A 25,103-nucleotide genomic window follows, 5' to 3' on the forward strand; every position below is an offset into this window, starting at 1 on the left:
CATTTCATCCAAAATTCAGGGCATCGGGTGCCCGATATGTCATTTTCGGTCCGTTGTCCCGCAAAATCGCAAGTATACTGCGTGAAAGACCGGAGGACACATGACTCACAGCCTGCGCCACACCATCGATTCCATGACCTACGCGAACCAGACCGCGTTGCTGAAATCCCTGACCGATCAGGCCGCCCTGACCCAAGCAAACAGGGCTGCCATCTGCTCGGCCGCGGCGCAGTTGGTATGCGACATCCGGTCCAGCACCTCGCCGGGGCTGATGGAAGTGTTTCTGGCGGAATACGGCCTGTCGACCGATGAAGGCATCGCCCTGATGTGTCTGGCGGAGGCACTGTTGCGCGTTCCCGACGCCGACACGATCGACGCGCTGATCGAGGACAAGATCGCGCCCTCGGACTGGGGCAAACACTTGGGCCACTCCTCGTCGTCGCTGGTCAACGCCTCGACCTGGGCGCTGATGCTGACGGGCAAGGTTCTGGACGAGGGCAAGGCCTCGCCGGTCAGCGCCCTGCGCGGCGCCATCAAGCGGCTGGGCGAGCCGGTGATCCGCACCGCTGTCGGGCGCGCGATGAAGGAAATGGGCCGGCAGTTCGTTCTGGGCGAGACCATCCAGTCCGCCATGAAACGCGCCGCCGGGATGGAGGCCAAGGGCTACACCTATTCCTACGACATGCTGGGCGAGGCCGCCCGCACCGAGGCGGATGCCGCGCGCTATCACCTTTCCTATTCCCGTGCCATCGCGGCGATTGCCGATGCCTGCACGCAGGACGACATCCGCGCCAATCCCGGCATCTCGGTCAAGCTGTCGGCGCTGCATCCGCGCTATGAGGTTGCCCAGGAACAGCGCGTGATGGACGAGCTGGTGCCGCGCCTGCGGGCGCTGGCGCTGCTGGCCAAGGCGGCCGGCATGGGCCTGAACGTGGACGCCGAAGAGGCTGACCGCCTGTCTCTGTCGCTGCAGGTGATTGAGGCGGTGCTGTCCGAGCCAGCGCTGGCCGGATGGGACGGGTTCGGCGTGGTGGTGCAGGCCTATGGGCCGCGTGCCGGGCTGGTGCTGGACACGCTTTATGACATGGCCGAGCGGTATGACCGCAAGCTGATGGTGCGTCTGGTCAAAGGCGCCTACTGGGACACCGAGATCAAGCGCGCGCAGGTCGAGGGCGTCGACGGCTTCCCGGTCTTCACCAACAAGGCGGCAACCGACATCTCTTACATCGCCAATGCCCGCAAGCTCTTGGGCATGACCGACCGGATCTATCCTCAGTTCGCGACCCACAACGCCCACACGGTCAGCGCGATCCTGCACATGGCCGAGGGCCAGCCCTTCGAGTTCCAGCGCCTGCACGGCATGGGCGAGACCCTGCACCAGATCGTCAAGGACCAACACAATACCCGCTGCCGCATCTACGCGCCGGTTGGCGCGCATCGCGACCTGCTGGCCTATCTGGTGCGGCGGCTGCTGGAAAACGGCGCCAACAGCTCGTTCGTCAACCAGATCGTGGACGAAAACGTGGCCCCCGAAGTGGTGGCCGCCGATCCGTTCGAGGCCGTGCGGAAACCTGCACGCCACATCCCAACCGGACCCGAACTGTTTCAACCTGAAAGACCAAACTCGCAGGGGTTCGACCTGCATCACACACCGACATTGGACCGGATCGATGCCGCCCGCGACGCCTTTCGCGCGCATCACTGGTTCGCGCAGCCCCTGCTGGCCGGTGACGCGGCGCCCGAGGCCGAGGAACCTGTCATCAACCCCGCCCTGCCCGAGGACCGGCCAGGCGCGGTCGCCCCGGCCAGCGCCGCGGATGTGGAGCTGGCGCTTGCCGCAGCTGCTCCGTGGCAGGCGCCAGCGGCCGAGCGCAGCCGCATCCTGAATGCCGCCGCCGACCTCTACGAGGAGCATTATGGCGAGCTCTTCGCCCTGCTGGCGCGCGAGGCCGGCAAATCGCTGCCCGATGCGGTAGCCGAGCTGCGCGAGGCGGTGGATTTCCTGCGCTACTACGCCGCCAACATCCCCGACGCCGATCCGGCCGGGACCTTCACCTGCATCAGCCCGTGGAACTTCCCGCTGGCGATCTTCACGGGGCAGATCTCGGCAGCGTTTGCCGTGGGCAATGCGGTTCTGGCCAAACCCGCGCCGCAGACGCCGCTGATCGCCCACCGGGCCGTGCAGCTGCTGCATCAGGCCGGCGTGCCGCGCGATGCGCTGCAATTGCTGCCGGGCGGGCCGTCGGTGGGCGCCGCGCTGACATCCGACCCGCGCGTTTCGGGCGTGGCCTTCACCGGCTCGACCGCGACGGCGCTGAAGATCCGCGCTGCAATGGCCGATCACATGCAGCCCGGCACGCCGCTGATCGCGGAAACCGGCGGGCTGAACGCGATGATCGTGGACAGCACCGCCCTGCCCGAACAGGCCGTGCAGTCAATCATCGAAAGCGCCTTCCAGTCGGCGGGCCAGCGGTGCTCGGCCCTGCGCTGTCTGTATCTGCAGGATGACATCGCCGATGACGTTCTGACCATGCTCAAGGGCGCGATGGACGCCCTGTCCGTGGGCGATCCGTGGCTGCTCTCGACCGATTGCGGCCCGGTGATCGACGAACAAGCCCGGCAGGGCATTGCCGATCACGTCGCCAAGGCCCGCGCCGAAGGTCGTGTGTTGAAAGAACTGGCGCTGCCGCCCGAGGGGATCTTCGTGGCGCCGACGCTGATCGAGGTCCCCGGCATCGGCGCGCTGGAACGCGAGATCTTCGGCCCCGTCCTGCACGTCGCAAGGTTCAAGTCGCACGAGATCGACCAGGTGATCGCCGACATCAACGCCACCGGCTACGGCCTGACCTTCGGTCTGCACACTCGAATCGACGACCGCGTACAGCACGTGACCGAGGCGATCCACGCCGGCAATATTTACGTGAACCGCAACCAGATCGGCGCGATCGTCGGCTCGCAGCCCTTCGGCGGCGAAGGTCTGTCCGGCACCGGCCCCAAGGCGGGCGGCCCGAACTATCTGGCCCGTTTCTGCGCCCCGGACCGACAGGTCGCGGCCGCGGAATGGTCCGCCCCAGCCGACCTGCCCGCACCGATCGGGCAGCCTGCCGCGCCGACGACCCGCTCGATGCCCGGACCGACCGGCGAATCGAACCGGCTGACCGAGTTCCCCCGCGCGCCGTTCCTGTGCCTGGGCCCCGGCCCCGAGGCGGCCAAGGCGCAGGCGGATGCCATACTCGCGCTTGGCGGCACCGCGATTCGGGCCGAGGGCGCGCTCGACCTGCACCGGCTTGAGAACCTGCCGGGAATATCGGGGGTTCTGTGGTGGGGTGATGCGGACACCGCGCGCCAGATCGAGCGCCATCTGGCGCGGCGAGACGGCCCCATCCTGCCGCTGATTCCCGGCTTACCCGACCGGTCGCGGGTGATGGCCGAGCGCCATGTCTGCGTCGACACCACGGCTGCCGGAGGAAACGCCGCACTACTGGGCGGAGCGGCATAAGCTGACTTGACGCTGGGCCGGGAAAAGCCCAGCGTCCCCCCATGTTTCCAATTCGAGACCACAACCCTTCGGGGCGGACGCCCTTTGTCGTCTATGCGCTAATCGCGGCGAATGTCCTGATTTTCCTCAGCTATGTCGGATTCATGGACGACGCCCGGCTGATCAACCGGTTCTATTTCGACTATGCGATCATCCCTGCCCGCATCAGCGACGGCGTGGCGCTCGAAACGCTGGTGACGTCGATGTTCCTGCATGGCGGCTGGATGCATCTGATCGGCAACATGCTGTTCCTGTGGATCTTCGGCGACAACATGGAGGACGAGATGGGCCACCTGCTCTTCCTGCTGTTCTACATGGTCGCGGGCATCGGCGCCGGGCTTGTCCATATCGTTACGGCACCGGGGTCGCTGGTTCCCACCATCGGCGCGTCCGGCGCAATTGCAGCCGTGATGGGTGGGTACCTGCTGATGTTCCCAAGGGCGCGCGTCGATATCCTGCTGATTCTGATCATCTACTTCCGGGTCTTCACCATCCCGGCCTTCGTGATGCTGGGCGTCTGGCTGGGAATGCAGTTCCTTGGCAGCGTGTCCAGCAACCCTGACGCCGGCGGTGTCGCCTATTGGGCGCATACGGGTGGCTTTGTGATCGGTTTGGTTCTGTGCATCCCGATGTGGCTGAAACGAGGCGGACCAGCTTATTGGAACCGTACCCATGGTCACCCGCCACATCCCGAACACCGCTACAAGCTCAGCCAGTCCCGTATACCAAGAGTACCTCGCCGATGACCCGAATGACTGCCATCTGCCATTGCGGCGCCGTGAAGATCGAGGCCGAGTTCCCCGGTGGCCTGTCCACGGCTGCCCGATGCGACTGTTCCTTCTGCATCCGCCGCGGGGCCGCCGCCGTGACGGCCACGACCGAGAGCCTGCGCATTCTTGAAGGCGCCGAGAACCTGAGCCTCTACACGTGGGGAACGCACACGGCGAAACACTATTTCTGCAAGACCTGCGGGATATACGTTTATCACCAAAGACGCTCGGATCCGGCGGAGTGTGGCGTCAACCTTGGCTGCATCGAGGGCGGAAACCCCAGAACCCACGGGCCGATTCCCTGGAACGACGGGGTCAATCACCCCTCTGATCGGCCTGACTGATCCGGACTTTGACCACCGCTCAACCGCGTGATCTCTTGCGCAGCCTGAACGACGTGGGCGGCAAGCTCGGGTGCCCGGTCCGGATTGAATCGCGCGGTCGGCCCCGAGACAGAGATCCCGGCGCAAGGCTCCTGCTTGTCGTTGTAGATCGCTGCTCCGATGCAGCTCATGCCCGAGTGGCGCTCCTCTCGATCATAAGACCATCCGCGCAGCCGCGTTTCGGTCAGATCCTCGCGCAAGGTATCCAATGTGGCGCAAGTATTGGGCGTATACGGCACAAGCTTGGTGTCCGCCAACACCTTGGCCCGGGATGCCTCGGTCATGGCCGCCAGAATCGCTTTGCCCGTACCCGAGGCATACATCGGCGTACGAGCGCCCGGCGGAAAGAACGCCCGGATCGGGTTCGATGTCTCGACTTGCCCGACAAACACCACTTCCGACCCGTCGGGAACTGCCAGGTTCGCAGTTTCTCCGCTGTCCTGCATCAGGCGTCTAAGAACTGACCGGCCGATCTCGACAACGCTGTTGTGCCGCAAAAACGAAGCGCCTGTGCGATAGGCTTCGACTCCGATCATCCATTCCTGACGTTCTTCGCTGAAGCTGACGAACCCATGCTTTTGCAAGGTCGTCAGGATGCGATGCGTGGTTGCAGTGGGCACGTCGATCTCACGCGCGAGGTCGCTGAGCGCGGTGCGTTCAAGCCGTGCGACCGTGGTCAGGACCCCCAGCGCACGGTCCAACGCCTGCATGGTTCCGGCCGAGCTTTCCTTGAACAACGACTTGGGCCGCCCGCGCGGCCGCTTCTGGGCTGACATTGCGATTCTCCCCCCGTTTTGGCCGAACGGCCGTCTGGCTTTCTCAGCTGATCACAAACACTCAGCGAAATGAGAAAGTGAATATCATGCATTTATGGCAGGTTACGCATTATTTCCAAAAAATGAAAATATTTTTCAAGAAAATTGCATCAACTCCGACAGGGAGACACACTTGGGGCAAAGCGGAGGACACGATGATGTCAAACCAAAACCCGGTCTTCATTCCCGGCCCGACGAATATCCCGGATCGCCTCCTGCGCGCGATGCAGGTCCAGACCATTGACCACCGCGCGCCGGATTTCGTTCAGGCCTTTGCGCCGGTACTCGAGGGCCTCAAGCAGGTCTTCCGGTCGACCACGGGTCAGATTGTTACCTTTCCATCCAGCGGCACAGGTGGGTGGGAAGCTGCGATCAGCAACACACTGAGCCCGGGCGACAAGGTTCTCGTGGCCCGTCATGGCGTATTCAGCCATCGCTGGATCGACCTTTGCCAACGGCATGGGCTGGACGTGCAAGTCATCGATTGCCCTTGGGGCAGCGGAGCACCTGCCGAACGGTTTCAGTCGATCCTCGCCGACGACCGGAACCACGACATCCGGGCGGTTCTGGTGACGCACAATGAAACGGCCACCGGTGTGCGCTCGGATATCCTGTCGGTCCGATCGGCGATGGATGCCTCGGCGCACCCTGCCCTGCTGATGGTCGACTGCGTCAGTTCGCTGGCCTCGATGCCGTTCGAATTCGATGGCTGGGGCGTCGATATTGCGGTTTCGGGGTCGCAAAAGGGGTTCATGCTGGCCGCTGGAATGGCAATCCTGTGTGTCAGCCCCAAAGCGCTGGCGGCGATGGATGGTGCACGGCTGCCCCGCACCTATTTCGACTTCAGGGACATGTTGGACGCCAATGCCTCGGGCGGGTTTCCATACACGCCGCCGCTGCAACTGATCTGCGGGTTGCAGGAAAGCCTATCTATTCTGTTCGACGAAGGCCTGGACAACGTTTACGCCCGCCACTTTCGTCTGGCTGAAGGCGTGCGTCGGGCGGTCGACGCCTGGGGCTTGAGCCTGGTCGCTCAATCGCCGGACCTCTACTCGGACACTGTCAGCGCAGTCTATGTACCCGATGGGTTCGACAGCAATGACCTGACCGACCATGCCTATGACACCTATGGAGTGTCCTTCGGGGTCGGCCTGGGGCAGTTGAACGGCAAGGCGTTTCGCATCGGTCACCTTGGCAGCCTGACGGACGTCATGGTCCTGTCCGGCCTCGCCACGATCGAGATGGCGATGGCCGACCTGAACTACCCGATACAACTGGGCAGCGGCGTGGCGGCAGCGCAGGAATACTTCCGTGCAAGCGGCACCAACCGCTCGCGCGCTGCGGCTTGAGGAGATCGGTATGTTGGACACTCTTTCCGCTGCAGAGCTAACGATCGACGACATGCGCGCTGCGCATGAACGGATCAAACCACATATCCGGCGTACACCCGTCCTGTCGTCGGAGTATCTGAACGCACAAACCGGCGCACGGCTCTTTTTCAAGTGCGAAAACCTGCAGGAGGCCGGAGCCTTCAAGGTTCGCGGCGCCTGCAATGCGGTATTCGTATTGCCCGACGAGATCGCAGGCAAGGGCGTCTGCACCCATTCCAGCGGGAATCATGCACTGTCCTTGTCATATGCTGCCGGTCGGCGCGGCATTCCCTGCAACGTCGTCATGCCACGCACAGCACCTCAGGCCAAAAAGGACGCGGTCCGCAGGTTTGGCGGTACGATCACCGAATGTGAGCCATCGACATCTTCGCGCGAAGCGACCTTTGCCCAGGTGCAGGCCCGAACGGGCGGCGAGTTCGTACACCCCTACAACGACCCGCGTGTCATCGCAGGACAGGCCACATGCTCGGCCGAGATGCTGGAACAAACAGGTGGGCTTGATGCGGTTATCGCTCCGATCGGCGGCGGCGGTATGGTGTCGGGCACGTGCCTCACAGTATCGAATCTGGCCCCCGATACCGCGATCTATGCCGCGGAACCTCAGCAGGCTGATGACGCATACCGATCTTTCAAAGCCGGTCGGATCATCGCCGACGACGCACCCAAGACGGTGGCCGACGGCCTTCTGGTTCCGCTCAAGGAAAACACCTGGCACTTCGTGTCGCGGAACGTTGCCGACATCTTCACGGCCTCCGAAGACGAAATCGTGGCGGCCATGAAACTGGCCTGGAAACACCTGCGACTGGTGATTGAGCCATCTTCGGCTGTTCCATTGGCAACCATTCTCAACAACCCCGAGGTTTTTCGAGGCAAACGCGTCGGCGTGATCCTGACCGGCGGAAATGTGGATTTGGACAAGCTGCCCTGGCTGGCCGGGCAAGGAGGAGAAGGATGAACAAACCCGTGAACATCGATCAATTGGACGTCGGCTTCGACATCCCCGCAGCAATCGGCATGGATGAAAGCGAAATCCAGACCCCTTGCCTGATACTGGACCTCGACGCTCTGGAGCGGAACATCCGCAAAATGGGTGACTACGCCAAAGCGCACGGCATGCGCCATCGGGTGCATGGCAAGATGCACAAGTCTGTGGACGTCGCGCGCCTGCAGGAAAAACTGGGCGGCGCAGTTGGCGTGTGCTGTCAGAAGGTCTCGGAGGCCGAGGTTTTTGCGCGCGGCGGGATCAAGGACATCCTTGTGTCCAACCAGGTGCGTGATCCGGCCAAAATTGACCGCTTGGCTCGGCTGCCGAAGCTGGGCGCGCGAACGCTGGTCTGCGTTGACGACATCGAGAATGTGCCCGAGCTGTCCTCTGCGGCACAGACCCATGGAACGCTGCTGGAGGTCCTGGTCGAGATCGACTGCGGCGCGGGGCGCTGTGGGGTGACCAGTACGGCTGACGTCATTGCCATTGCCCGCGCGGTCGAGGAGGCGCCGAACCTGAAGTTCACCGGCCTCCAAGCTTATCAGGGCGCGATGCAACATCTCGACAGCTATGACGCGCGAAAGGAAAAACTGGATGCAGCAATCGCCATGGTGCGGGACGCCGTCGACGGGTTGAAGGCGGACGGGATTGAGTGCGAACTGGTCTCGGGTGGCGGGACGGGATCCTATTATTTCGAAAGCAATTCTGGCGTTTACAACGAATTGCAGTGCGGGTCCTACGCGTTCATGGATGCCGACTATGGACGGATTCTGGACCGGAATGGCCAAAGGATCGACCGGGGCGAATGGGAAAACGCCTTGTTCATTCTGACCAGCGTCATGAGCCACGCCAAACCGGAAAAGGCGATCTGTGACGCAGGGCTCAAGGCACAGTCGATAGACAGCGGTTTGCCGGTGATTTTTGGCCGTGATGATGTCGAATACCTGAAATGTTCGGACGAACACGGTGTGATCGGCGACCCCAACGGCGTGCTGCGGGTGAACGACAAGTTGCGTCTGGTCCCCGGGCACTGCGATCCGACCTGCAACGTGCACGACTGGTATGTCGGCGTGCGCAACGGAAGGGTCGAGACCCTGTGGCCGGTCTCTGCTCGCGGCAAGGCGTTTTGATCATGAGGGACGAGATGAACGCTGAAACCAAATTGATACAGATCGTTGGCGAAGACCTCTGCCGGCAATTGGTCAACCGCGAGCTGGCGTTTGATGCAATCCAAGACGTGTTCTCAGCGATGGCACGCGGCGGAGCGCGCAACTTCCCCGTCATCCGCGAAGGGCTGGGTCATGCCGGCGCCGTATATGGGTTCAAATCCGGCTTTGACGCCGAAGGCCTGGTTCTGGGTGTCAAATCTGGTGGATATTGGCCGGGAAACGCCGATCGCGGGCTGACCAACCACCAATCCACCGTCATCCTGTTCGATCCCGATACCGGGCAGCCCTCCGCGCTGGTCGGAGGAAACTACCTTACGGCTATCCGCACGGCTGCGTCCTCGGCAGTGTCGATTGCGCACCTGGCCCGCACGGACGCCAAGGTGCTTGGCATGGTCGGCGCGGGCCATCAATCGGCCTTTCAGTTGCGCGCCGCCGCCAAGCAGCGCGACTTCGAAAAGGTGGTGGCATGGAATCCCCATCCCGAAATGCTTCCGAAACTGGCCGCCGTCGCGCAGGACATCGGACTGGATTTCGAATCCGTCTCGCAGCGGGAACTGGGGGCACAGGCCGACGTCATCATCACGATCACATCGGCGTTCGAACCGTTGTTGATGCGCGATTGGATCAAGCCCGGAACGCATCTGGCCTGCATGGGAACCGACACGAAGGGCAAGATGGAAGTCGACCCCGAACTGGTTGCTTCGGCTCAGGTCTTCACCGACGAGGTTGCCCAGTCCGTCACCATAGGTGAGGCGCAACATGCCGTGACTTCGGGAGCGCTGGATCCTGACGCCATCACCCCGATTGGAGCGGTGATCAATGGCGATCATCCCGGCCGAACAGAGATTGACCAGATCACCCTGTTCGATGGGACCGGGGTCGGGTTGCAGGACCTGGCCGTGGCGTCCGTGGCTGCGCGGCTGGCCTCCGAAGCTGGCCTGGCGGGTACTGTACGCCTTTGAAACAAAACGCGCGGCCAATTCGGCCGCGCGATCTTTGAAATTGGTTCAGGTCGTTTCCGGCCGCCGTGTTGACGGATCAGCCGCGGATCACCTTGGCGAACTGGTCGAAAATTGGTTCGTTGGCACAGATGACTTCCCCGTCGGACAGAATGCTGCCTTCGGGGTTCAACGGTTGAACGAACCCACCCGCTTCTTTCACGATGATGATGCCGGCGGCCATATCCCAGGCGTTCAGGCGACGCTCCCAGAAGCCTTCGTAGCGGCCAGCGGCAACATAGGCCATATCCAGCGCAGCTGCACCCCAGCGACGCACACCCGCGCAGGCGGGCATCAGACGGGCCAGGTCCTGCAACGTGGCCGGCAGGTCCGAGCGGCCCCCAAACGGCAAACCGGTCGAGAAGATCGATTCGATCATCCGGCTGCGGCTCGACACGCGGATACGCATGTCGTTCATCCAGGCACCCTCGCCCTTTTCGGCAAAGAACATCTCGTCCTTCGCGGGATCGTAGATGACGCCCGCGACGATCTTGCCCTTGTGTTCAAGTGCGATCGAAACCGCCCAGTGCGGCAGGCCGTGCAGGAAATTGGTCGTCCCGTCCAGAGGATCAACGATCCAACGCCGGGTCGGGTCTTCGCCCTCGATCACGCCGCCTTCTTCGGCCAGCCAACCGTAGGTGGGACGCGCGCCCAGCAGCTCTTCTTTCAGAATGTTCTCGGCTGCAATGTCGGCCTTCGAGACGAAATCACCCGCGCCCTTCATCGACACCTGCAGGTTCTCGACTTCGCGAAAGTCTTTTACCAGCGATCGGCCCGCTTTGCGCGCGGCCTTGATCATGATGTTGAGATTTGCACTGCCAACCATAGTTCCGAGGCTCCTGTCCGGTCAAACCGCGCGTATACTGGCGCAACGCCCCCTTGCCAAGAGGAATGATGCGCATGGCAGCATGCCGTTTCCCGCGTGGCCAAAACCTTATTGCTGCTGCAGCTTGCGCGCCTCTAGGCTGGCCAGCTTGACCAATTCCTGCACAAAAGGTTTTTCCATGTCCTCGGTTCGCACCGCGGCATAAAGCCGGCGCGTGATGCCATCCTTGGTTAGCGGACGGGTCACATAGTCCGAGTTGTACTTGACCTCGCGCACCACCCAGTCAGGCAGAACGGATATTCCACGGTTTGACGCCACAAGCAGCAGGATCACGGCGGTCAACTCGACTTGCCGGATCGCAGCAGGCTCCACGCGGGCCGGGATGAGAAGCTGGCTGAAGATATCGAGCCTCGTGCGTTCGACCGGATAGGTGATCAGGGTCTGGCCGCGAAAATCCTCGGCCTCGATATACTGTTTCTCGGCCAGAGGGTGGGTCGAGGCGGCGACAAAGACAGGATTGTATTCAAACAGCTCGATGAACTCGACCCCCGGCAGGTCTTCGGGGTCCGAGGAGACGACCAGATCAACCTCCTCCTTCTGCAGCGCGGGCAGCGCGTCAAAGGCCAGGCCCGGCCGGATATCGACATCGACATCCGGCCAAGACTTGCGGAAGGCCTCGAGCACCGGAAACAGCCATTCGAAACAGGCGTGGCATTCAATCGCGATGTGCATCCGCCCCGTGCGCCCGTCGCGCAGCGAGGAAAACTCCTCCTGCATCGCTTCGACCTGCGGCAGGATCTGTTCGGCCAGTCGCAGAAGGCGCAGCCCAGCGGCCGACAATTTCATCGGTTTCGACCGGCGCAGGAACAGTTCGACGCCGGCCTGATCCTCCAGCCCTTTGATCTGATGGCTGAGCGCCGACTGCGTGATGTTCAGTTGATCCGCCGCACGGGCCAACCCACCACATTCATGGATGGCTTTGATCGTGCGCAGGTGTCGAAATTCGATATGCATCTTTCGCGTCGTTCATGTTGTTCTTGAATAATATGAGTTTGTCTCACAAAGAACTCCATGGCACAAGAGCCGCAACACAACCTGCGAGATTGCCATGACCCAGCCCGAGATTTCCTTTGAATTCTTTCCGCCTCAGACGATCGAAGCGTCGTTTCGCCTGTGGGATACGGTCCAGACACTGGCGCCACTGGCACCCCGTTTTGTCTCGGTCACATATGGTGCGGGGGGCACCACCCGTGAATTGACCCGCGACGCGGTGGCGACGTTGCACAAATCCTCGGGATTGAAAGTCGCGGCCCATCTGACCTGTGTCGACGCTTCACGCAGCGAGACCTTGGCCATTGCCGACGGCTTTGCCGCGGCCGGCGTCACCGACATCGTCGCGTTGCGCGGCGACCCACCCAAGGGGCAGGATCGGTTCGTCTCGCATCCTGATGGGTTCGCCCACTCGGTCGAATTGATCGCAGCACTGGCGGAAACGGGCAGTTTCACCATCCGGGTCGGAGCTTATCCCGACACTCACCCCGAAGCGCCACATGCACAGGCTGACATCGACTGGTTGAAAGCCAAGTTGGACGCCGGCGCAGATGAGGCTTTGACGCAATTTTTCTTTGAGGCCGAAACGTTTTTACGCTTTCGCGATGCTTGCGCCAAAGCCGGGATCAACAAGCCGATCGTGCCTGGTATCCTGCCAATCGAGAACTGGGCCGGTGCGAAGAAATTTGCCAAACGCTGTGGCGCGCAGGTGCCGGACTGGGTCGATCAGGCCTTTGACAAAGCGATCCGTGACAACCGGCACGACCTGTTGGCCACCGCGCTGTGCACCGAACTGTGTTCGGACCTGATCGATGAAGGCGTGGACAAGCTGCATTTTTATACGCTGAACCGCCCCGAACTGACCCGCGATGTGTGTTTTGCCCTTGGGATCACGCCCAAGGCCGATCTGCAAAACGTCGCCTGACTGTTCCTTGCATTTGCAGCGGCCAAAGGGGGATTACTCTCTGCGGCCCGTTGCAAGGCGCGAACAATTCCCCCTGCAACGGCGCACTGTCCCCGTCAAGCCCACCAATTCACTGGATAATTTGACAGAAACTCAAGGCTCCGGAAAATAGGAGCCAGTTGTTTTATCGAGTGATTTTGGTATGGAGCCAGTCGAGAAAATTCAGGCTCGCGTAGAAGCACTGCACGTCTTGGGCCTTGATCAGACCGCCACCGCATCGGACATCCGGAATGCGTGGCGTGACATCGCCTTTCATGCACATCCCGACCATACAGGCGGTGACTGCAATCAGTTCGCACGGGCGAAGTCGGCCTATGACTATCTCCGCAAAAACGGGTTGGCAGGCAAAGGCGCCGGGCCGGCCCAACCGCGACGCCCGAAACTCAGAAAGCGTATCATCGAGCTGGACGAGAAGGATATTTCCGCCTGCCTGAAACTGCTCGATCCAAGTCGCGCCCTGTCATTTGGCGAGACCAGCGCGGAAGACTGCCCGCAATCGGCGCGCAATTCGGACCATGTACCAGAGGCGATCGGATGCTATGGCCGCGACCTGACCTATTTCGTTGCGACGCCGGTTTGCAAAGGTGAAAACCGCGTTGCCCTGCCGACATCCGTTCTGGCCGGCTTTCGGACCGTCGAAACCGAAATACTGTCCTTCCAGGCCAAGAATGGCGGAGCGGGCGAGGTCGTTGTCCCCGACACAATTCGAGAACGCAAATTTCCCGGCGCGCGCAGCGTCAGGATCAGGTTCGAGGCGGATCAGGCCACCCGGGATCAGTTCTGGCAGGCTTGTTGAAAACCCAGCATTGAAAAAGGCCCGGCGGGTCTGCCGGGCCTGCAACGCGCGCCACGTCAGTTTGAGATCGGGCCTTCGGACGTGAATTTCGGGATCACGTTGGTCGAGGCGTCATTAACCTCGAGACCCGGCCAGTTCCCCTCAGCCAGGTTGATGTTGCCCGGGACGTCTTCTTCCCAGAAACCGACCACGACGTCGGTGATGTTCAGGTACAACTTGTCGTCAACGATCCGCCAAAGGTTGGGGTTGCCGGGAACCTTGCCACCCTTGGACACACCATAGGCGCAATGGCCATCATATTGCGGCGCATAGAACGCGGGGTTTTCAAGGAACTTCGCGCGGTTTTCTTCGGTCGCAAAGGCCCAGGTCGCCCCGTTGTATTCCGCAGTGATGTCCGACCGTCCGCGCACGCCTTCGGGCTGGGTTTGTCCAATCGGCGATTGTGCAAGCCCACGGTAGGCCACCACATCATATCCGGACACGGCGAAGCCGGTCCCATCGACATATTGCGGGCCGGCAAAGGCGGGCACGGCCAACGCCATTGCAGCAGCGAAGGTCAGAGCAAATCTGTTCATGTTTCATGTCCTCGTGTCTTGACGGGTTGCAGGGCCGGAATGGCTGTCTGCAGAGACAATAAGCAATTCCCTTCGTCGGCGAAGACCCGTTAACGCCGCTGTGACCATTGACGAGCAAACGTGAGCAGTCTTGCCGCAATTGTTACAGAACAGCCGCCACGTCGGGGGTTGGCGTTCTTGTTCTGCAACACTAACTCTTGTCGGGCCGGGCGCGGCTCGGCTCTGGGACGAAAGGCAGAAGATGAGCGACACCACCACATACACCCCACCGAAAGTCTGGACATGGGATAGTGAAAGCGGAGGGCGTTTCGCGAACATCAACCGCCCCATTGCCGGTGCGACCCATGACAAGGAATTGCCCGTCGGCAAACATCCCTTGCAGTTGTATTCGCTTGCAACGCCAAACGGGGTGAAAGTGACGGTCATGCTGGAAGAGCTTTTGGCCTTGGGTCACGCAGGCGCGGAATATGATGCATGGCTGATCAATATTGGTGACGGCGATCAGTTCGGCTCGGATTTTGTCGCGATCAACCCGAACTCGAAAATCCCCGCTCTGATGGACCGCTCGGGTGAAACACCGATACGGGTGTTCGAAAGCGGTTCCATCCTTGTACATCTGGCCGAAAAATTCAGTGCATTCCTGCCCGAATCCGGTCCCGAGCGCACCGAAGTGATGAACTGGCTTTTCTGGCAGATGGGCAGCGCGCCTTATCTGGGTGGTGGGTTCGGGCATTTCTACGCTTATGCGCCAGAGAAATGGGAATACCCGATCAACCGCTTTGCGATGGAAACCAAACGCCAGCTGGATGTTCTGGACCGCGAACTTGCGGACAAAGCTTTTATCGCTGGCTCGGACTACTCGATCGCCGACATGGCGATCTGGCCGTGGTATGGGCAACTGGTTCTGGGTCGTTTGTACGACGCGGCCGAATTCCTTGATGTCGCGTCCTACAAGAACGTCATGCGATGGGCGCAAGAGATTGACGCGCGGCCGGCCGTGAAGCGAGGCCGCATGGTCAACCGCGCATTCGGAGAGTTGCACACCCAACTGCGCGAACGGCATGATGCGAGCGACTTCGAAACCCGTACGCAGGACAAGCTGGAAACAGCAGCCGAATAACTTTGTTCATTTGGCGCGGGGAGCAAACCATCCCTGCGCCGAAGCCTCGACTTCACTTCAAGATCGGGGGGCTGTCCGGGTCGCTTCCGGGCGCTGGTCGGGACCCGGAGGCGCGCACTGGCTCGGGGATATCAAATCGCAGGCCCACTTTCGCCAATGCTGCGGCGGCAGGATCGCTGGCCGCGAAAAACCCGACATCCAAGGCACCAGCCTCAATCCCCGAAAATGTCAGAGCTTCGGACACCGCCTTGGCCAAGGCCGTCTGGGCACCGGGGACCGCGTCAACGAAACCAAGAAGATGACCCTGCCCGCCACCCTCGGCGCGGGTTCCGGCGAGATATGCGGCGGAGGCCAGACCTGAAGCTGTGGCCAGTTTGGTGTCCAGCGCCGTCAGCAGAATGTCTGGCAACCCCGCGGGCGGAAGGAACTCCGTCAGACGGGATTGCACTTCTTGCGGGGCATGGCTGAGGGTTTCCGCAAGCCAGCCCAACGCTTCGGCGGGGATGAGCATCGACGACGGCGCCACCTCAAGGTTCAGCCCCAACCCGATGCCCTGCCCTGCAAGCATCCCCGCCAGAACCCGCCCGGACAGAGCGGCATATGGGGCAGGACGGCCCGCAAACTGCGCCAGTCGGTCTTCGCGGTCAAAGGCCAGCACAAAACGGCCATCAGCAACGTCAAACAGCTCGGGCGAGATGTTTTCGTCTCGCGCCTCTTCGGTCAGCAACAGAAACAGTTCATTGTCCGCGAGCCGTTCGAAAAACCTCAGCCGCGCGGCATCGTTCTGAGGGTCGGCCTCCATCTGGGCATGCGCAATGTCCAGCGCGGTCGTGTCAGTCATCCATCACCTCTTTGACCCGGGCACGCAGCACCGGCAGCAGGTCCGTTTCGAACCAGGGATTTTTCTTCAGCCATGCCGTATTGCGCCATGACGGATGAGGCAAGGCAAATACCCGCGGCGCATGCTGTTGCCAATCGCGCACCGTATCCGTCACCGAGATCTGTACGCCCAGATGGAATTTATGCGCGTGCCCACCGACAAGGATGGTCAACGGAACATCGCCAAGTTCACTCATGACCCTGTGATGCCAGGTCTTCTTGCAGATCGCCGGCGGCGGCAAGTCCGCCTTTCGCGCATCGTACCCCGGAAAACAAAACGCCATCGGAACGATCGAAACCCGCGCCTGATCGTAGAATTGCTCTTCCTCCAACCCCAGCCAATCCCGCAGCCGGTCGCCTGAGGGGTCGGTGAACGGCCGGCCGCTCTCATGGACCCGTGCCCCGGGAGCTTGCCCTGCAATCAGGATGCGCGCATCGGGGCGGAACCACACCACCGGGCGGGGCTGATGCGCGGTCGCAGTCGAAGCAAAGCGATCGGCGCACAACCGGCACGATCTGATTTCCTCGGCAAGTGGCTTCACCTGATCTCCAGCCCTTTGGCGCTTGTTGCAAACCTAGAGTGGATCATAGCCGCTCCCGCAAACCGATCTAGTTGCAGACTCTGTGCGTCACAATCCTGGCAAGCCGTTTCGAACACACATTGAACATTTGTTTCATATTTCGACATAATGTGGCCAACATGGAGCGGTAGAACACCCGGCCGTCAGCCGGCCACCGGTGGCCGCACCCAAAGCAAAAACATGAGCAGGCCGTGAATGCTTGAGTTCGAGAATGTCAGCAAGTCCTTTTGGACCGGGACTCGCCGCAAGGTGATCCTGGACAGGGTCTCGTTCCGGGTCGAACTGGGAAAATCACTTGGTGTTCTGGCCCCGAACGGCACCGGAAAAACCACGCTTATCAACATGATGGCCGGCCTCGAAAAGCCCGACGAAGGCGTGATCCGCCGAGAGTGCCGGGTGTCTTTCCCCATGGGCTTTGCCGGCGGCGTTTCCAAGAAGATGTCCGCGCTCGAGAATGCCCGTTACATCGCCAAGATTTATGGAATGGACCCCGACTATGTCGAGGCTTACTGCAGCTGGATGTGCGACTTGGGCGAGTATTTCAACCAACCTTTGGCGACATACTCAGCCGGCATGCGCGCCCGCTTCACCTTTTCGTTGATGCTGGCTCTGGACTTCGACATGTACCTGATCGACGAAGGTATGCCTGCCACCACCGATGTCGAATTCAACAAAAAAGCAGGTTCAATCCTGCAGGAACGCTTGCGAACCACGACTTTGGTGATTGTGTCACACAATCCCAAAACCCTCGAAAAATTCGCCCGCCAGGCCGCCGTGCTTGTGGATGGGCAGCTTCATATGTTTGACTCCTTGGAAGAGGCGACGCAGCTATATGACTACCAAACCCAAGGTTAAAAAATACGACCCGAACCATGCTTCGCAGGCCGAAGGCACGGTCGAGGCGCGTGCAGAAGCGATTTCGCGCATCCGAAAAGCAACCCAACCGGCCGAGGAAGCCCCGGCCGGAACTGAACTGGATGCCATCAAGAAAGAAGGGTTGACCGGTCGTCAGCTGCGCATAGCCCGGCGCATGGCGCAGAAACACGGTCTGGCTGCGACGTCGGACTACGATGCCGTGCGTCTGCTACGAAAAAAGGGGATCGATCCGTTTCCCCGCTCCAACCTTCTGGATTTTGCGGCAGGATCTTCCGATAACGCGGATGCGGAAGACCAACCGAAGGACAAGATCACGATCCAGCTGCCGCAAACGGTGAAAGAAAAGCAGCAGACCCTTCCCGGCCCCGAATGGAACCCGGCACAGCGGCGCGAATTCGAAATCGGCCAGATTCAGAAGGACATCGCCCGTCGGCGCAGACGAAAGCTGTTTGGTCTGTTTGCCCGTCTATTCGCCTTTGTTCTGCTGCCCACGATCATTGTCGGCTATTACTTCTATCGCATAGCCACTCCGATGTACGCCAGCGAGTCCGCATTTTCCATTCTCCAGGCAGATGGTGGCGCTGGTGAGATCGGCGGGCTTTTGGCCGGGACGCAATACGCAACCACGCAGGACTCGGTCGCGACTCAGGAGTTCCTTGAATCCAAGGATGCGCTCAACCGTCTGGAACGGGACACTGGTTTTGCCGAGATTTTCAAGCAGGACTGGATAGATCCGATTCAAAGACTGCCTCAGGACGCCACGCTGGAAGAGGCGTTCAAACTGTACAAGCGCATGGTCACAATCGGCTATGACCCCAGCGACGGTATCATCCGGATGGAGGTTGCAGCACCCGACCCGGACACTGCCGTCGACCTGTCAAATCTGCTGATCTCCTACGCCGAAGAGAAGATCAACGGCCTCACCGAACTGAAGCGCGAAGATCAGATGCGGGATGCTCTGCAGTCCTTCGAAGACGCTCAGGAGGAGCGGCGCAAAGCCCAGGAAGCGCTGATCGAACTGCAGTTGCAGGGTGCCGTTCTGGACCCCGAAAACGTGATTGCCGGGCTGCGCGCCCGCATCAACGAGATCGAGATACAGCTCCAGGACAAGGAATTGGAACTGGCGGCGTTGCTGGACAACTTGCGACCGAACAAAGCCAAGGTCGACGGTGTTCAAGCCGATATTAGCCGGCTTGAGGCCGTGCTCGAAGAGCTCAATGCCGAGATGCTGGACGCCTCCGCCGGCGAAAACTCGCTGGCGCGGTTGAGCGTTCGGATCCAGATGGCCCAAGCCGATCTGGCCGCACGGGACATGATGCTGCAATCGGCCATGCAGCAAATGGAAACCGCCCGGACCGAGGCCAACCGCAAGGTTCGATACCTCACCGTTTCCGTAAACCCGGTCGCCAGTCAGGAGCCCACCTATCCGCGAAAGTTCGAAAATACGATTTTGGCTTTCCTGTTGTTTGCTGGTATCTACCTGATGATTTCGCTGACAACGTCAGTCCTTCGTGAACAGGTATCCTCGTAGAGCTCATGAAACATGTAAAAATAGCCAACGTCACCGTTGGCAACGACCTTCCGCTGACCATCATCGCGGGCCCTTGCCAGCTTGAAACGGCGGATCACGCACAGATGATCGCGGGAAGGATGAAAGAAGCCTGTGAAGCCGCCGGGGCACAGTATGTGTTCAAGGCCTCATATGACAAAGCCAACCGCACGTCCCTGTCCGGGAAACGCGGCATGGGGATCGAGGCCGGGCTGAAGGTACTGGATGACATTCGCAAAACGATGGGTATTCCGGTCCTGACGGATGTCCACACCGAAGCGCAATGCGCCATCGCAGCCGAGGCGGTGGATATTCTGCAAATCCCAGCCTTCCTGTGCCGCCAGACCGACATGCTGCTGGCAGCCGGAGAAACAGGCAAGGCCGTCAACGTCAAGAAGGGTCAGTTCCTGGCCCCCTGGGAAATGCCGAACATCGTTGAAAAGATCGAAAGCACGGGCAACCACAACATCCTGCTGACCGAGCGCGGAACCTCGTTTGGCTACAATACGCTGGTCGCCGACATGCGATCGCTGCCGCAAATGGCGCAAACCGGGTATCCGGTTGTTATGGATGCAACCCATTCCGTTCAACAACCCGGTGGCCGAGGCGGCTCGTCCGGCGGACAGCGGGAATTTGCACCGGTAATGGCCCGCGCGGCCGTGGCCCTGGGCGTCGGTGCCGTGTTCATTGAAACGCATCAGGATCCGGACACGGCGCCGTCTGATGGGCCGAATATGATCCCGTTGGACCAAATGGGCCAACTGATTGACACATTGATGCGTTTCGATGCCCTGGCCAAGGCCAACCCAGTTCAGATTTAACGATCGAGATTTTCCATGACCAAACCAATCCCCGAGGTGACCCCGAACACCTGGAGCTTTCTGCGCGATGCGATGATCAAACCGACCGGGTTTCGTGAATATGATGCCCGCTGGAAATACCCTGACGAGATCAACCTGCCGGGGATGACGGCTCTTGGACTTGGTTTGGGCACTCAGATGCACAAACGTGGGATCGAGCCGGTGATCGCGGTCGGCAACGACTACCGCGACTATTCTCTGGCGATCAAGAATGCGTTGATTCTGGGCCTCATGCAGGCCGGTATCCAGGTCAAGGATATTGGCCCGGCGCTGAGCCCGATGGCGTATTTCGCCCAATTCCATCTGGATGTTCCTGCAGTCGCCATGGTGACGGCCAGCCACAACCCCAACGGTTGGACCGGGGTCAAGATGGGTTTTGACCGCCCTCTGACCCACGGCCCTGACGAAATGGCCGAGCTGCGCGACATCGTGCTGAACGGCGAAGGCGTGGCGCGCCCCGGCGGGTCCTATGAATTCGTGGACGGCGTGAAAGAGGCCTATATCGACGATCTGGTGGGTGATTTCAAAATGTCGCGCCCCCTCAAGGTGGTCTGCGCGACGGGGAACGGCACCGCATCTGCCTTTGCCCCCGAGATCTTTGAGCGGATCGGCGTCGACGTCGTACCCAGCCACAACCGGTTGGATTACACCTTCCCCAACTACAACCCGAACCCCGAAGCGATGGAGATGTTGCACGACATGGCTGACGCCGTCAAAGCCAGCGGGGCGGACCTGGCGCTTGGGTTTGACGGAGACGGCGATCGCTGCGGTGTGGTCGATGACGAGGGCGAGGAGATCTTTGCCGACAAGGTCGGTGTCATCATGGCGCGCGATTTGGCCAAGCTGCATCCCGGCGCGACCTTCGTGGCCGACGTGAAATCGACCGGCCTGTTTGCAAGCGATCCCGAGTTGCAGGCCCATGGTGTCAAGGCGGATTACTGGAAAACCGGCCACAGCCACATGAAACGGCGCGTGAAGGAAATCGGCGCGTTGGCCGGGTTCGAAAAGTCGGGCCATTATTTTCTGGCCGAGCCAATCGGGCGCGGATACGACTGCGGAATGCGGGTCGCGGTGGAAATCTGCAAACTGATGGACCGAAACCCGGGACAGAGCATGTCCGATCTGCGTCGCGCCCTGCCCAAGACATGGTCGACCCCGACCATGTCGCCCTATGCTACCGATACCGAAAAGTATGACATCCTCGCCCGACTGGTGGACAAGCTCGTTGCTAAGGCAAAGGCGGGTGAAACATTGGCAGGTCGACCTATCAAGGAAGTCGTGACCGTCAATGGTGCGCGCGTCATCCTCGACAATGGCAGTTGGGGCCTGGTCCGGGCGTCTTCGAACACGCCCAACCTGGTGGTGGTCTGCGAAAGCAGCGAGAGCGAAGATGAGATGCGGGCAATTTTCGCCGATATTGACGCCGTAATCCGCACCGAACCGGGTGTGGGCGACTACGACCAGACGATCTGAGCAAAAAAGGGGCGCTGCGGCGCCCCTTTCTCAATCCCGTCCGAGCAGTTTCAGCAAGCCCTTCTTGGCCTCGTCCTCAAGCTTCTGCTTCAGTGCATCTTCGACCTGTTCGCTGTCGGAGATGGTTGTATTCAACTCCTCTCCCACCTTCTTCAGCGCCTTGTCCTTCGCGTCCTGCTCCAGTTCCTTGAGCTTTTCTTCCGTCGCAGCTTCGATCACCTTGCTCAGGTCGGGCTTGATCGACGGATCGCTCCACGGTCCCTTGATCCGAACGGGAACGGCAATGCCATTGCCCCCGTTCGCCCGCAGCGCAACCGGCGTGAACACATAGTCGATATCGCGCGCGCCCAGCCCGACGCGGCCCGCGCCGTCGGCACGGAAATTGTCAAGCTGCATCAGAAGATCGTTGTTCGTCAGGTTGCCGTCCTGAATCGTGTAGGTGGCAGTCAGGCTGTTGAAGACGGTGGTTCCTCCACTGCCTTCGCCGCGCCCCATCAAACGATCCAGATCAAACCCGGAGATCACCCCCTTGCCGACGTCCAGGCTGCCCTTGCCGCTGAGCGAGCGCATGATCTGCGCTTCGGTTTGCCCCACCCCCAGGAATTGCAACGTTCCGGACGCAGTACCGGACAGACGTTCGACACCGCCCAACGTGGTCAAAGCCTGCTTGAGGTCGATACCCGTGGCGGTCAGGTTGCCCCCGACCGACAGTCCGTTTCTATTGTTGGCCACGACTTCTCCGGTCAGCTTTCCGGAAAACAGCGTGGCCGGTTCCATTTTCAGAACCGCACGCGACCGATCCAGGCTGAGGCTCAGATCGCTGGGGCCAAAGGTCATATCAGGAATGGCGATCGAATTGGCTTTCAACCGGATCGTTCCATTTGCCAATGCAAGGGGTGACGCGTCGATCGGCGCCTGGGACCAGCCTTCGGACGCCTGTTTCCCTCCGCCCGTGCCGCCGCCGCTGCTGGGCGCGCTGCCGGCTGTTGCCTGCGTCAGGTCAAGGTCACCGGTACTCAGCCGCGCAGTAATCTTTGGTGGGCTTGCGATAACGATATCTGCGGCACCGTCAAAACTGTTCTGATCTAGAACTGCGCGCATATCCCGCAAGGAAATGCGCCCATCCTTGGTGTAGGTCATCTGGCTGGACACATCCGCGACCCGTCCAAGTCCCATGGGGACTGACACCCCACCCTGACCAAAAGCGGCCAGCATCGCGTCGGTGATTGTGGTCCGGACATGAGTTTTGCCGTCCATTTCACCGGCCAGGTTGACGCGTCCGTCAAAGCTGATCTCTCCGCCCGGCGCTGTCAGGCCAAGAACCAATGGCGTCACCGCGCCACTGGAAAATGCAGGCAAATCAGGAATTTCCAAATCAACCTCAACCGCGCCACCGGGCACCGGCATTGATGCGCTCATCTTCATCGGCGCAGTGACATCGGGCCAACTGGCCTTCAGATCGACCCCGGAAAAGTCCATCTGAGGGACACCGTTTTCCACATAAACCAGACGCGCGTTGCTGAGCTCCAATCGGTCCAGGGTCACGGTTCCTGTCTCGGCCGGTGCCGCAGAGTTGGGTGCGGGCGCATCTGCATTGCCAGAGCCCGTGTTTGACGCTCCGTTTTGCGGCGCCGTCATTTCCCAGTTGCCCCGCCCTTGTGACAGTTCCAGCCGCAAGACGGGATCCTCGGCCACGACGCGCCGGATACGCACATCCCCCGCCAGCAGCGCTGAGGCATCCACGCCAACTGCCAGGCTTTGCGCGCTCAGCATCGGTTCGGAGCTGGCCCAGGGCGCGTTCCCAAAAGTAACCGGCCCGGTTTCCATTCCCAGAACCGGCCAAAAGGATAGGCGGACATCGCCGGACAAGTTCAGCTCACGTCCGGTCTGCGCCTTGACCTGTTCGGTTAGGATCTTGCCCAGCTTGTCGCCGGGCATCAAAAGCAACGCCCCAATCACCAGCCCCGCGACCGCGGCCAGAATGAATAGAATGCGTATCAGCCACTTCATGATTTGCTCTCTGCCTTGCCGGCTTTTTGCCTCAGCTTCGATGTTCCTCGCGTGCGAAGGATTTGCAAGGGGAAGATTTCCCCACTATATGCCGCGCAATGAGCACCAACCCGCCAAACCTACGCCCCGATCTGGCACCCGCAGCCCGGATCACCGACGCACCGCGCAGCGGCCAACCCACCATCGGAATGGTGTCCTTGGGGTGTCCCAAGGCACTGGTCGACAGCGAGCGCATCCTGACGCGCCTGCGCGCCGAAGGATACGGGATCTCGCCCGAATATTCAGGTGCGGATGCCGTGATCGTGAACACCTGCGGGTTTCTGGACAGCGCCAAGGCCGAAAGCCTCGAGGCAATCGGCGAGGCGCTGGTGGAGAATGGCAAGGTCATCGTGACCGGGTGCCTGGGCGCCGAGCCGGACTACATCCGCGAACATCACCCGCGTATCCTGGCCGTGACCGGGCCGCACCAGTATGAACAGGTGCTGGATGCCGTTCACGCCGCCGTTCCGCCTGATCCCAATCCGTATGTGGATCTGTTGCCGGCTTCGGGCGTGAAGCTGACCCCGCGCCACTACAGCTACCTCAAGATTTCCGAAGGCTGCAATCACAAGTGCAAATTCTGCATCATCCCGGACATGCGCGGAAAACTGGCAAGCCGACCGGCCCACGCCGTTCTGCGCGAGGCTGAAAAACTGGTCGACAGCGGTGTACGCGAATTGCTGGTGATCAGCCAGGACACCTCGGCCTTTGGCCTGGATCGCAAATACGATGTGAACCCCTGGAAAGACCGGGAGGTGCGCAGCCACATTACCGACCTGGCCCGTGAATTGGGCCAACTGGATGCCTGGATACGGCTGCACTACGTCTACCCCTATCCACATGTGCGCGAGTTGATCCCGCTTATGGCGGATGCAGGCAGCAACCTTTTGCCCTACCTGGACATCCCGTTCCAACACGCGCATCCGGACGTTCTGAAAAGAATGGCGCGACCGGCAGCCGGCGCCAAAACACTGGACGAGATCGCCGCCTGGCGCGCGATCTGCCCCGACATCACGCTGCGATCGACCTTCATTGTCGGCTACCCGGGGGAGACCGAGGCCGAGTTCCAGACCCTGCTGGATTGGATGGACGAGGCGCAGTTGGATCGCGTCGGGTGCTTCCAATACGAAAACGTTGAAGGGGCCCGCTCGAACGACTTGCCGGATCACGTCCCGGATGAGATCAAGCAAGAGCGCTGGGAGCGTTTCATGCAAAAGGCCCAGGCGATTTCAGAAGCAAAACTGGCGTCGAAAGTGGGTCAGAGGATCCAAGTGATCGTGGATGAGGTGGATGCTGAGGCCGCCACCTGCCGCACCAAGTCAGACGCGCCCGAGATCGACGGCAACCTGTTCATCGACGACGGTCATGAAAATCTGAAACCCGGCGACATCGTCCTTGTTCAGGTCGACGAGGCTGGTGAATACGATCTGTGGGGGAAGCTGGTGCGCTGAACCGC

General features: G+C 60.9%; 22 protein-coding genes. 15 read left to right on the forward strand and 7 right to left on the reverse strand.

Annotation, left to right across the window (positions count from 1 at the left end):
- The first annotated feature begins 100 nt into the window (after positions 1-100).
- Genes putA through AC2FNZ_RS13375 form a run of 3 tightly spaced genes read left to right on the forward strand, consistent with a single transcriptional unit; the run spans position 101 to position 4,652 of the window.
- Positions 101-3,499, forward strand: a complete 3,399-nt coding sequence (putA, locus tag AC2FNZ_RS13365; RefSeq protein WP_496840938.1) for a bifunctional proline dehydrogenase/L-glutamate gamma-semialdehyde dehydrogenase PutA — start codon at positions 101-103, stop codon at positions 3,497-3,499.
- Positions 3,500-3,540: 41 nt separating this feature from the next.
- On the forward strand, positions 3,541-4,284 hold the full coding sequence (locus tag AC2FNZ_RS13370; RefSeq protein ID WP_496840939.1) for a rhomboid family intramembrane serine protease: 744 nt from the start codon (positions 3,541-3,543) through the stop codon (positions 4,282-4,284).
- On the forward strand, positions 4,281-4,652 hold the full coding sequence (locus AC2FNZ_RS13375) for a GFA family protein (RefSeq protein WP_170340087.1): 372 nt from the start codon (positions 4,281-4,283) through the stop codon (positions 4,650-4,652). Before AC2FNZ_RS13370 ends, AC2FNZ_RS13375 begins: the two co-directional genes overlap by 4 nt.
- Here AC2FNZ_RS13375 and AC2FNZ_RS13380 read toward each other — a convergent pair.
- Positions 4,628-5,467: an IclR family transcriptional regulator gene (locus tag AC2FNZ_RS13380; protein WP_496840940.1), complete on the reverse strand. Its 840-nt coding sequence runs from the start codon at positions 5,465-5,467 to the stop codon at positions 4,628-4,630. The genes AC2FNZ_RS13375 and AC2FNZ_RS13380 overlap by 25 nt on opposite strands.
- Positions 5,468-5,664: 197 nt before the next feature.
- Here AC2FNZ_RS13380 and bhcA point away from each other — a divergent pair, with 197 nt between their 5' ends.
- From bhcA to bhcD, 4 genes are read left to right on the forward strand one after another with little or no spacing between them, the layout of a single operon-like run.
- Positions 5,665-6,855, forward strand: coding sequence for an L-aspartate--glyoxylate aminotransferase BhcA (gene bhcA / locus AC2FNZ_RS13385; RefSeq protein WP_496840941.1), 1,191 nt, complete (start codon positions 5,665-5,667; stop codon positions 6,853-6,855).
- 10 nt (positions 6,856-6,865) lie between these two features.
- The gene (bhcB, locus tag AC2FNZ_RS13390) at positions 6,866-7,852 is read left to right on the forward strand and encodes a beta-hydroxyaspartate dehydratase BhcB (RefSeq protein ID WP_496840942.1); all 987 of its coding nucleotides are present in this window, start codon (positions 6,866-6,868) and stop codon (positions 7,850-7,852) included.
- A complete protein-coding gene (bhcC, locus tag AC2FNZ_RS13395) occupies positions 7,849-9,012 on the forward strand; it encodes a 3-hydroxy-D-aspartate aldolase BhcC (protein WP_496840943.1) in 1,164 nt (387 codons plus the stop codon). The genes bhcB and bhcC overlap by 4 nt, the downstream gene beginning before the upstream one ends.
- Positions 9,013-9,026: 14 nt before the next feature.
- Entirely contained in the window at positions 9,027-10,013 is a 987-nt protein-coding gene (bhcD, locus tag AC2FNZ_RS13400) for an iminosuccinate reductase BhcD (RefSeq protein WP_496840944.1), read from the forward strand.
- A gap of 76 nt (positions 10,014-10,089) precedes the next feature.
- Here the strand turns inward: bhcD and AC2FNZ_RS13405 are convergent, their stop codons facing one another.
- Both AC2FNZ_RS13405 and AC2FNZ_RS13410 read right to left on the reverse strand, forming a co-directional pair.
- On the reverse strand, positions 10,090-10,875 hold the full coding sequence (locus tag AC2FNZ_RS13405) for an inositol monophosphatase family protein (RefSeq protein WP_093964714.1): 786 nt from the start codon (positions 10,873-10,875) through the stop codon (positions 10,090-10,092).
- 108 nt (positions 10,876-10,983) lie between these two features.
- A complete protein-coding gene (locus AC2FNZ_RS13410) occupies positions 10,984-11,889 on the reverse strand; it encodes a LysR family transcriptional regulator (RefSeq protein WP_093965037.1) in 906 nt (301 codons plus the stop codon).
- A gap of 94 nt (positions 11,890-11,983) precedes the next feature.
- On the opposite strand from AC2FNZ_RS13410, the gene metF reads away from it, so the two are divergent.
- Together metF and AC2FNZ_RS13420 are read left to right on the forward strand one after the other, a co-directional pair.
- Positions 11,984-12,850 (forward strand): methylenetetrahydrofolate reductase [NAD(P)H], encoded by an 867-nt coding sequence (metF, locus tag AC2FNZ_RS13415; RefSeq protein ID WP_496840945.1) that lies wholly within the window; start codon positions 11,984-11,986, stop codon positions 12,848-12,850.
- A gap of 181 nt (positions 12,851-13,031) precedes the next feature.
- A complete protein-coding gene (locus AC2FNZ_RS13420; RefSeq protein WP_496840946.1) occupies positions 13,032-13,685 on the forward strand; it encodes a DnaJ domain-containing protein in 654 nt (217 codons plus the stop codon).
- A 56-nt stretch (positions 13,686-13,741) separates the two neighbouring features.
- Here the strand turns inward: AC2FNZ_RS13420 and AC2FNZ_RS13425 are convergent, their stop codons facing one another.
- Positions 13,742-14,260: a YHS domain-containing (seleno)protein gene (locus AC2FNZ_RS13425; protein WP_093964711.1), complete on the reverse strand. Its 519-nt coding sequence runs from the start codon at positions 14,258-14,260 to the stop codon at positions 13,742-13,744.
- Between the two features lie 241 nt (positions 14,261-14,501).
- On the opposite strand from AC2FNZ_RS13425, the gene yghU reads away from it, so the two are divergent.
- A complete protein-coding gene (gene yghU / locus AC2FNZ_RS13430; RefSeq protein ID WP_093964710.1) occupies positions 14,502-15,380 on the forward strand; it encodes a glutathione-dependent disulfide-bond oxidoreductase in 879 nt (292 codons plus the stop codon).
- 52 nt (positions 15,381-15,432) lie between these two features.
- On the opposite strand, the gene AC2FNZ_RS13435 is transcribed toward yghU, so the two are convergent.
- A complete protein-coding gene (locus tag AC2FNZ_RS13435) occupies positions 15,433-16,221 on the reverse strand; it encodes an SseB family protein (protein WP_496840947.1) in 789 nt (262 codons plus the stop codon).
- Complete coding sequence (locus tag AC2FNZ_RS13440; protein WP_496840948.1) at positions 16,214-16,801, reverse strand: uracil-DNA glycosylase family protein; 588 nt, start codon at positions 16,799-16,801, stop codon at positions 16,214-16,216. The genes AC2FNZ_RS13435 and AC2FNZ_RS13440 overlap by 8 nt, the downstream gene beginning before the upstream one ends.
- A 234-nt stretch (positions 16,802-17,035) precedes the next feature.
- Between AC2FNZ_RS13440 and AC2FNZ_RS13445 the strand changes: the two genes are divergently transcribed.
- From AC2FNZ_RS13445 to AC2FNZ_RS13460, 4 genes are read left to right on the forward strand one after another with little or no spacing between them, the layout of a single operon-like run.
- Positions 17,036-17,695: an ABC transporter ATP-binding protein gene (locus tag AC2FNZ_RS13445; protein ID WP_093964707.1), complete on the forward strand. Its 660-nt coding sequence runs from the start codon at positions 17,036-17,038 to the stop codon at positions 17,693-17,695.
- The gene (locus AC2FNZ_RS13450) at positions 17,673-19,247 is read left to right on the forward strand and encodes a KpsE/RkpR family capsule polysaccharide export protein (protein WP_496833983.1); all 1,575 of its coding nucleotides are present in this window, start codon (positions 17,673-17,675) and stop codon (positions 19,245-19,247) included. Before AC2FNZ_RS13445 ends, AC2FNZ_RS13450 begins: the two co-directional genes overlap by 23 nt.
- 5 nt (positions 19,248-19,252) lie before the next feature.
- The gene (gene kdsA, locus AC2FNZ_RS13455) at positions 19,253-20,086 is read left to right on the forward strand and encodes a 3-deoxy-8-phosphooctulonate synthase (RefSeq protein WP_170340066.1); all 834 of its coding nucleotides are present in this window, start codon (positions 19,253-19,255) and stop codon (positions 20,084-20,086) included.
- 15 nt (positions 20,087-20,101) lie between these two features.
- Complete coding sequence (locus tag AC2FNZ_RS13460) at positions 20,102-21,598, forward strand: phosphomannomutase/phosphoglucomutase (RefSeq protein WP_496840949.1); 1,497 nt, start codon at positions 20,102-20,104, stop codon at positions 21,596-21,598.
- A 30-nt stretch (positions 21,599-21,628) separates the two neighbouring features.
- Here the strand turns inward: AC2FNZ_RS13460 and AC2FNZ_RS13465 are convergent, their stop codons facing one another.
- Positions 21,629-23,608 (reverse strand): AsmA family protein, encoded by a 1,980-nt coding sequence (locus AC2FNZ_RS13465; protein ID WP_496840950.1) that lies wholly within the window; start codon positions 23,606-23,608, stop codon positions 21,629-21,631.
- A 98-nt stretch (positions 23,609-23,706) separates the two neighbouring features.
- Here AC2FNZ_RS13465 and rimO point away from each other — a divergent pair, with 98 nt between their 5' ends.
- Entirely contained in the window at positions 23,707-25,098 is a 1,392-nt protein-coding gene (gene rimO / locus AC2FNZ_RS13470; RefSeq protein ID WP_496840951.1) for a 30S ribosomal protein S12 methylthiotransferase RimO, read from the forward strand.
- Positions 25,099-25,103: the final 5 nt, after the last annotated feature.

It is taken from the genome of Ruegeria sp. SAZA006, from assembly GCF_059613465.1.

Bases quoted from the DNA above. Each gene is read 5' to 3' on its own strand.
- AC2FNZ_RS13445 (WP_093964707.1), top strand. From the start codon at position 17,036: ATGCTTGAGTTCGAGAATGTCAGCAAGTCCTTTTGGACCGGGACTCGC.
- yghU (WP_093964710.1), top strand. From the start codon at position 14,502: ATGAGCGACACCACCACATACACCCCACCGAAAGTCTGGACATGGGAT.
- bhcD (WP_496840944.1), top strand. From the start codon at position 9,027: ATGAACGCTGAAACCAAATTGATACAGATCGTTGGCGAAGACCTCTGC.
- AC2FNZ_RS13410 (WP_093965037.1), bottom strand. From the start codon at position 11,889: ATGCATATCGAATTTCGACACCTGCGCACGATCAAAGCCATCCATGAA.
- AC2FNZ_RS13465 (WP_496840950.1), bottom strand. From the start codon at position 23,608: ATGAAGTGGCTGATACGCATTCTATTCATTCTGGCCGCGGTCGCGGGG.
- AC2FNZ_RS13380 (WP_496840940.1), bottom strand. From the start codon at position 5,467: ATGTCAGCCCAGAAGCGGCCGCGCGGGCGGCCCAAGTCGTTGTTCAAG.
- kdsA (WP_170340066.1), top strand. From the start codon at position 19,253: ATGAAACATGTAAAAATAGCCAACGTCACCGTTGGCAACGACCTTCCG.
- AC2FNZ_RS13420 (WP_496840946.1), top strand. From the start codon at position 13,032: ATGGAGCCAGTCGAGAAAATTCAGGCTCGCGTAGAAGCACTGCACGTC.
- AC2FNZ_RS13450 (WP_496833983.1), top strand. From the start codon at position 17,673: ATGACTACCAAACCCAAGGTTAAAAAATACGACCCGAACCATGCTTCG.
- AC2FNZ_RS13460 (WP_496840949.1), top strand. From the start codon at position 20,102: ATGACCAAACCAATCCCCGAGGTGACCCCGAACACCTGGAGCTTTCTG.
- bhcB (WP_496840942.1), top strand. From the start codon at position 6,866: ATGTTGGACACTCTTTCCGCTGCAGAGCTAACGATCGACGACATGCGC.
- AC2FNZ_RS13435 (WP_496840947.1), bottom strand. From the start codon at position 16,221: ATGACTGACACGACCGCGCTGGACATTGCGCATGCCCAGATGGAGGCC.
- AC2FNZ_RS13375 (WP_170340087.1), top strand. From the start codon at position 4,281: ATGACCCGAATGACTGCCATCTGCCATTGCGGCGCCGTGAAGATCGAG.
- AC2FNZ_RS13405 (WP_093964714.1), bottom strand. From the start codon at position 10,875: ATGGTTGGCAGTGCAAATCTCAACATCATGATCAAGGCCGCGCGCAAA.
- AC2FNZ_RS13425 (WP_093964711.1), bottom strand. From the start codon at position 14,260: ATGAACAGATTTGCTCTGACCTTCGCTGCTGCAATGGCGTTGGCCGTG.
- bhcA (WP_496840941.1), top strand. From the start codon at position 5,665: ATGTCAAACCAAAACCCGGTCTTCATTCCCGGCCCGACGAATATCCCG.
- AC2FNZ_RS13370 (WP_496840939.1), top strand. From the start codon at position 3,541: ATGTTTCCAATTCGAGACCACAACCCTTCGGGGCGGACGCCCTTTGTC.
- rimO (WP_496840951.1), top strand. From the start codon at position 23,707: ATGAGCACCAACCCGCCAAACCTACGCCCCGATCTGGCACCCGCAGCC.
- bhcC (WP_496840943.1), top strand. From the start codon at position 7,849: ATGAACAAACCCGTGAACATCGATCAATTGGACGTCGGCTTCGACATC.
- putA (WP_496840938.1), top strand. From the start codon at position 101: ATGACTCACAGCCTGCGCCACACCATCGATTCCATGACCTACGCGAAC.
- metF (WP_496840945.1), top strand. From the start codon at position 11,984: ATGACCCAGCCCGAGATTTCCTTTGAATTCTTTCCGCCTCAGACGATC.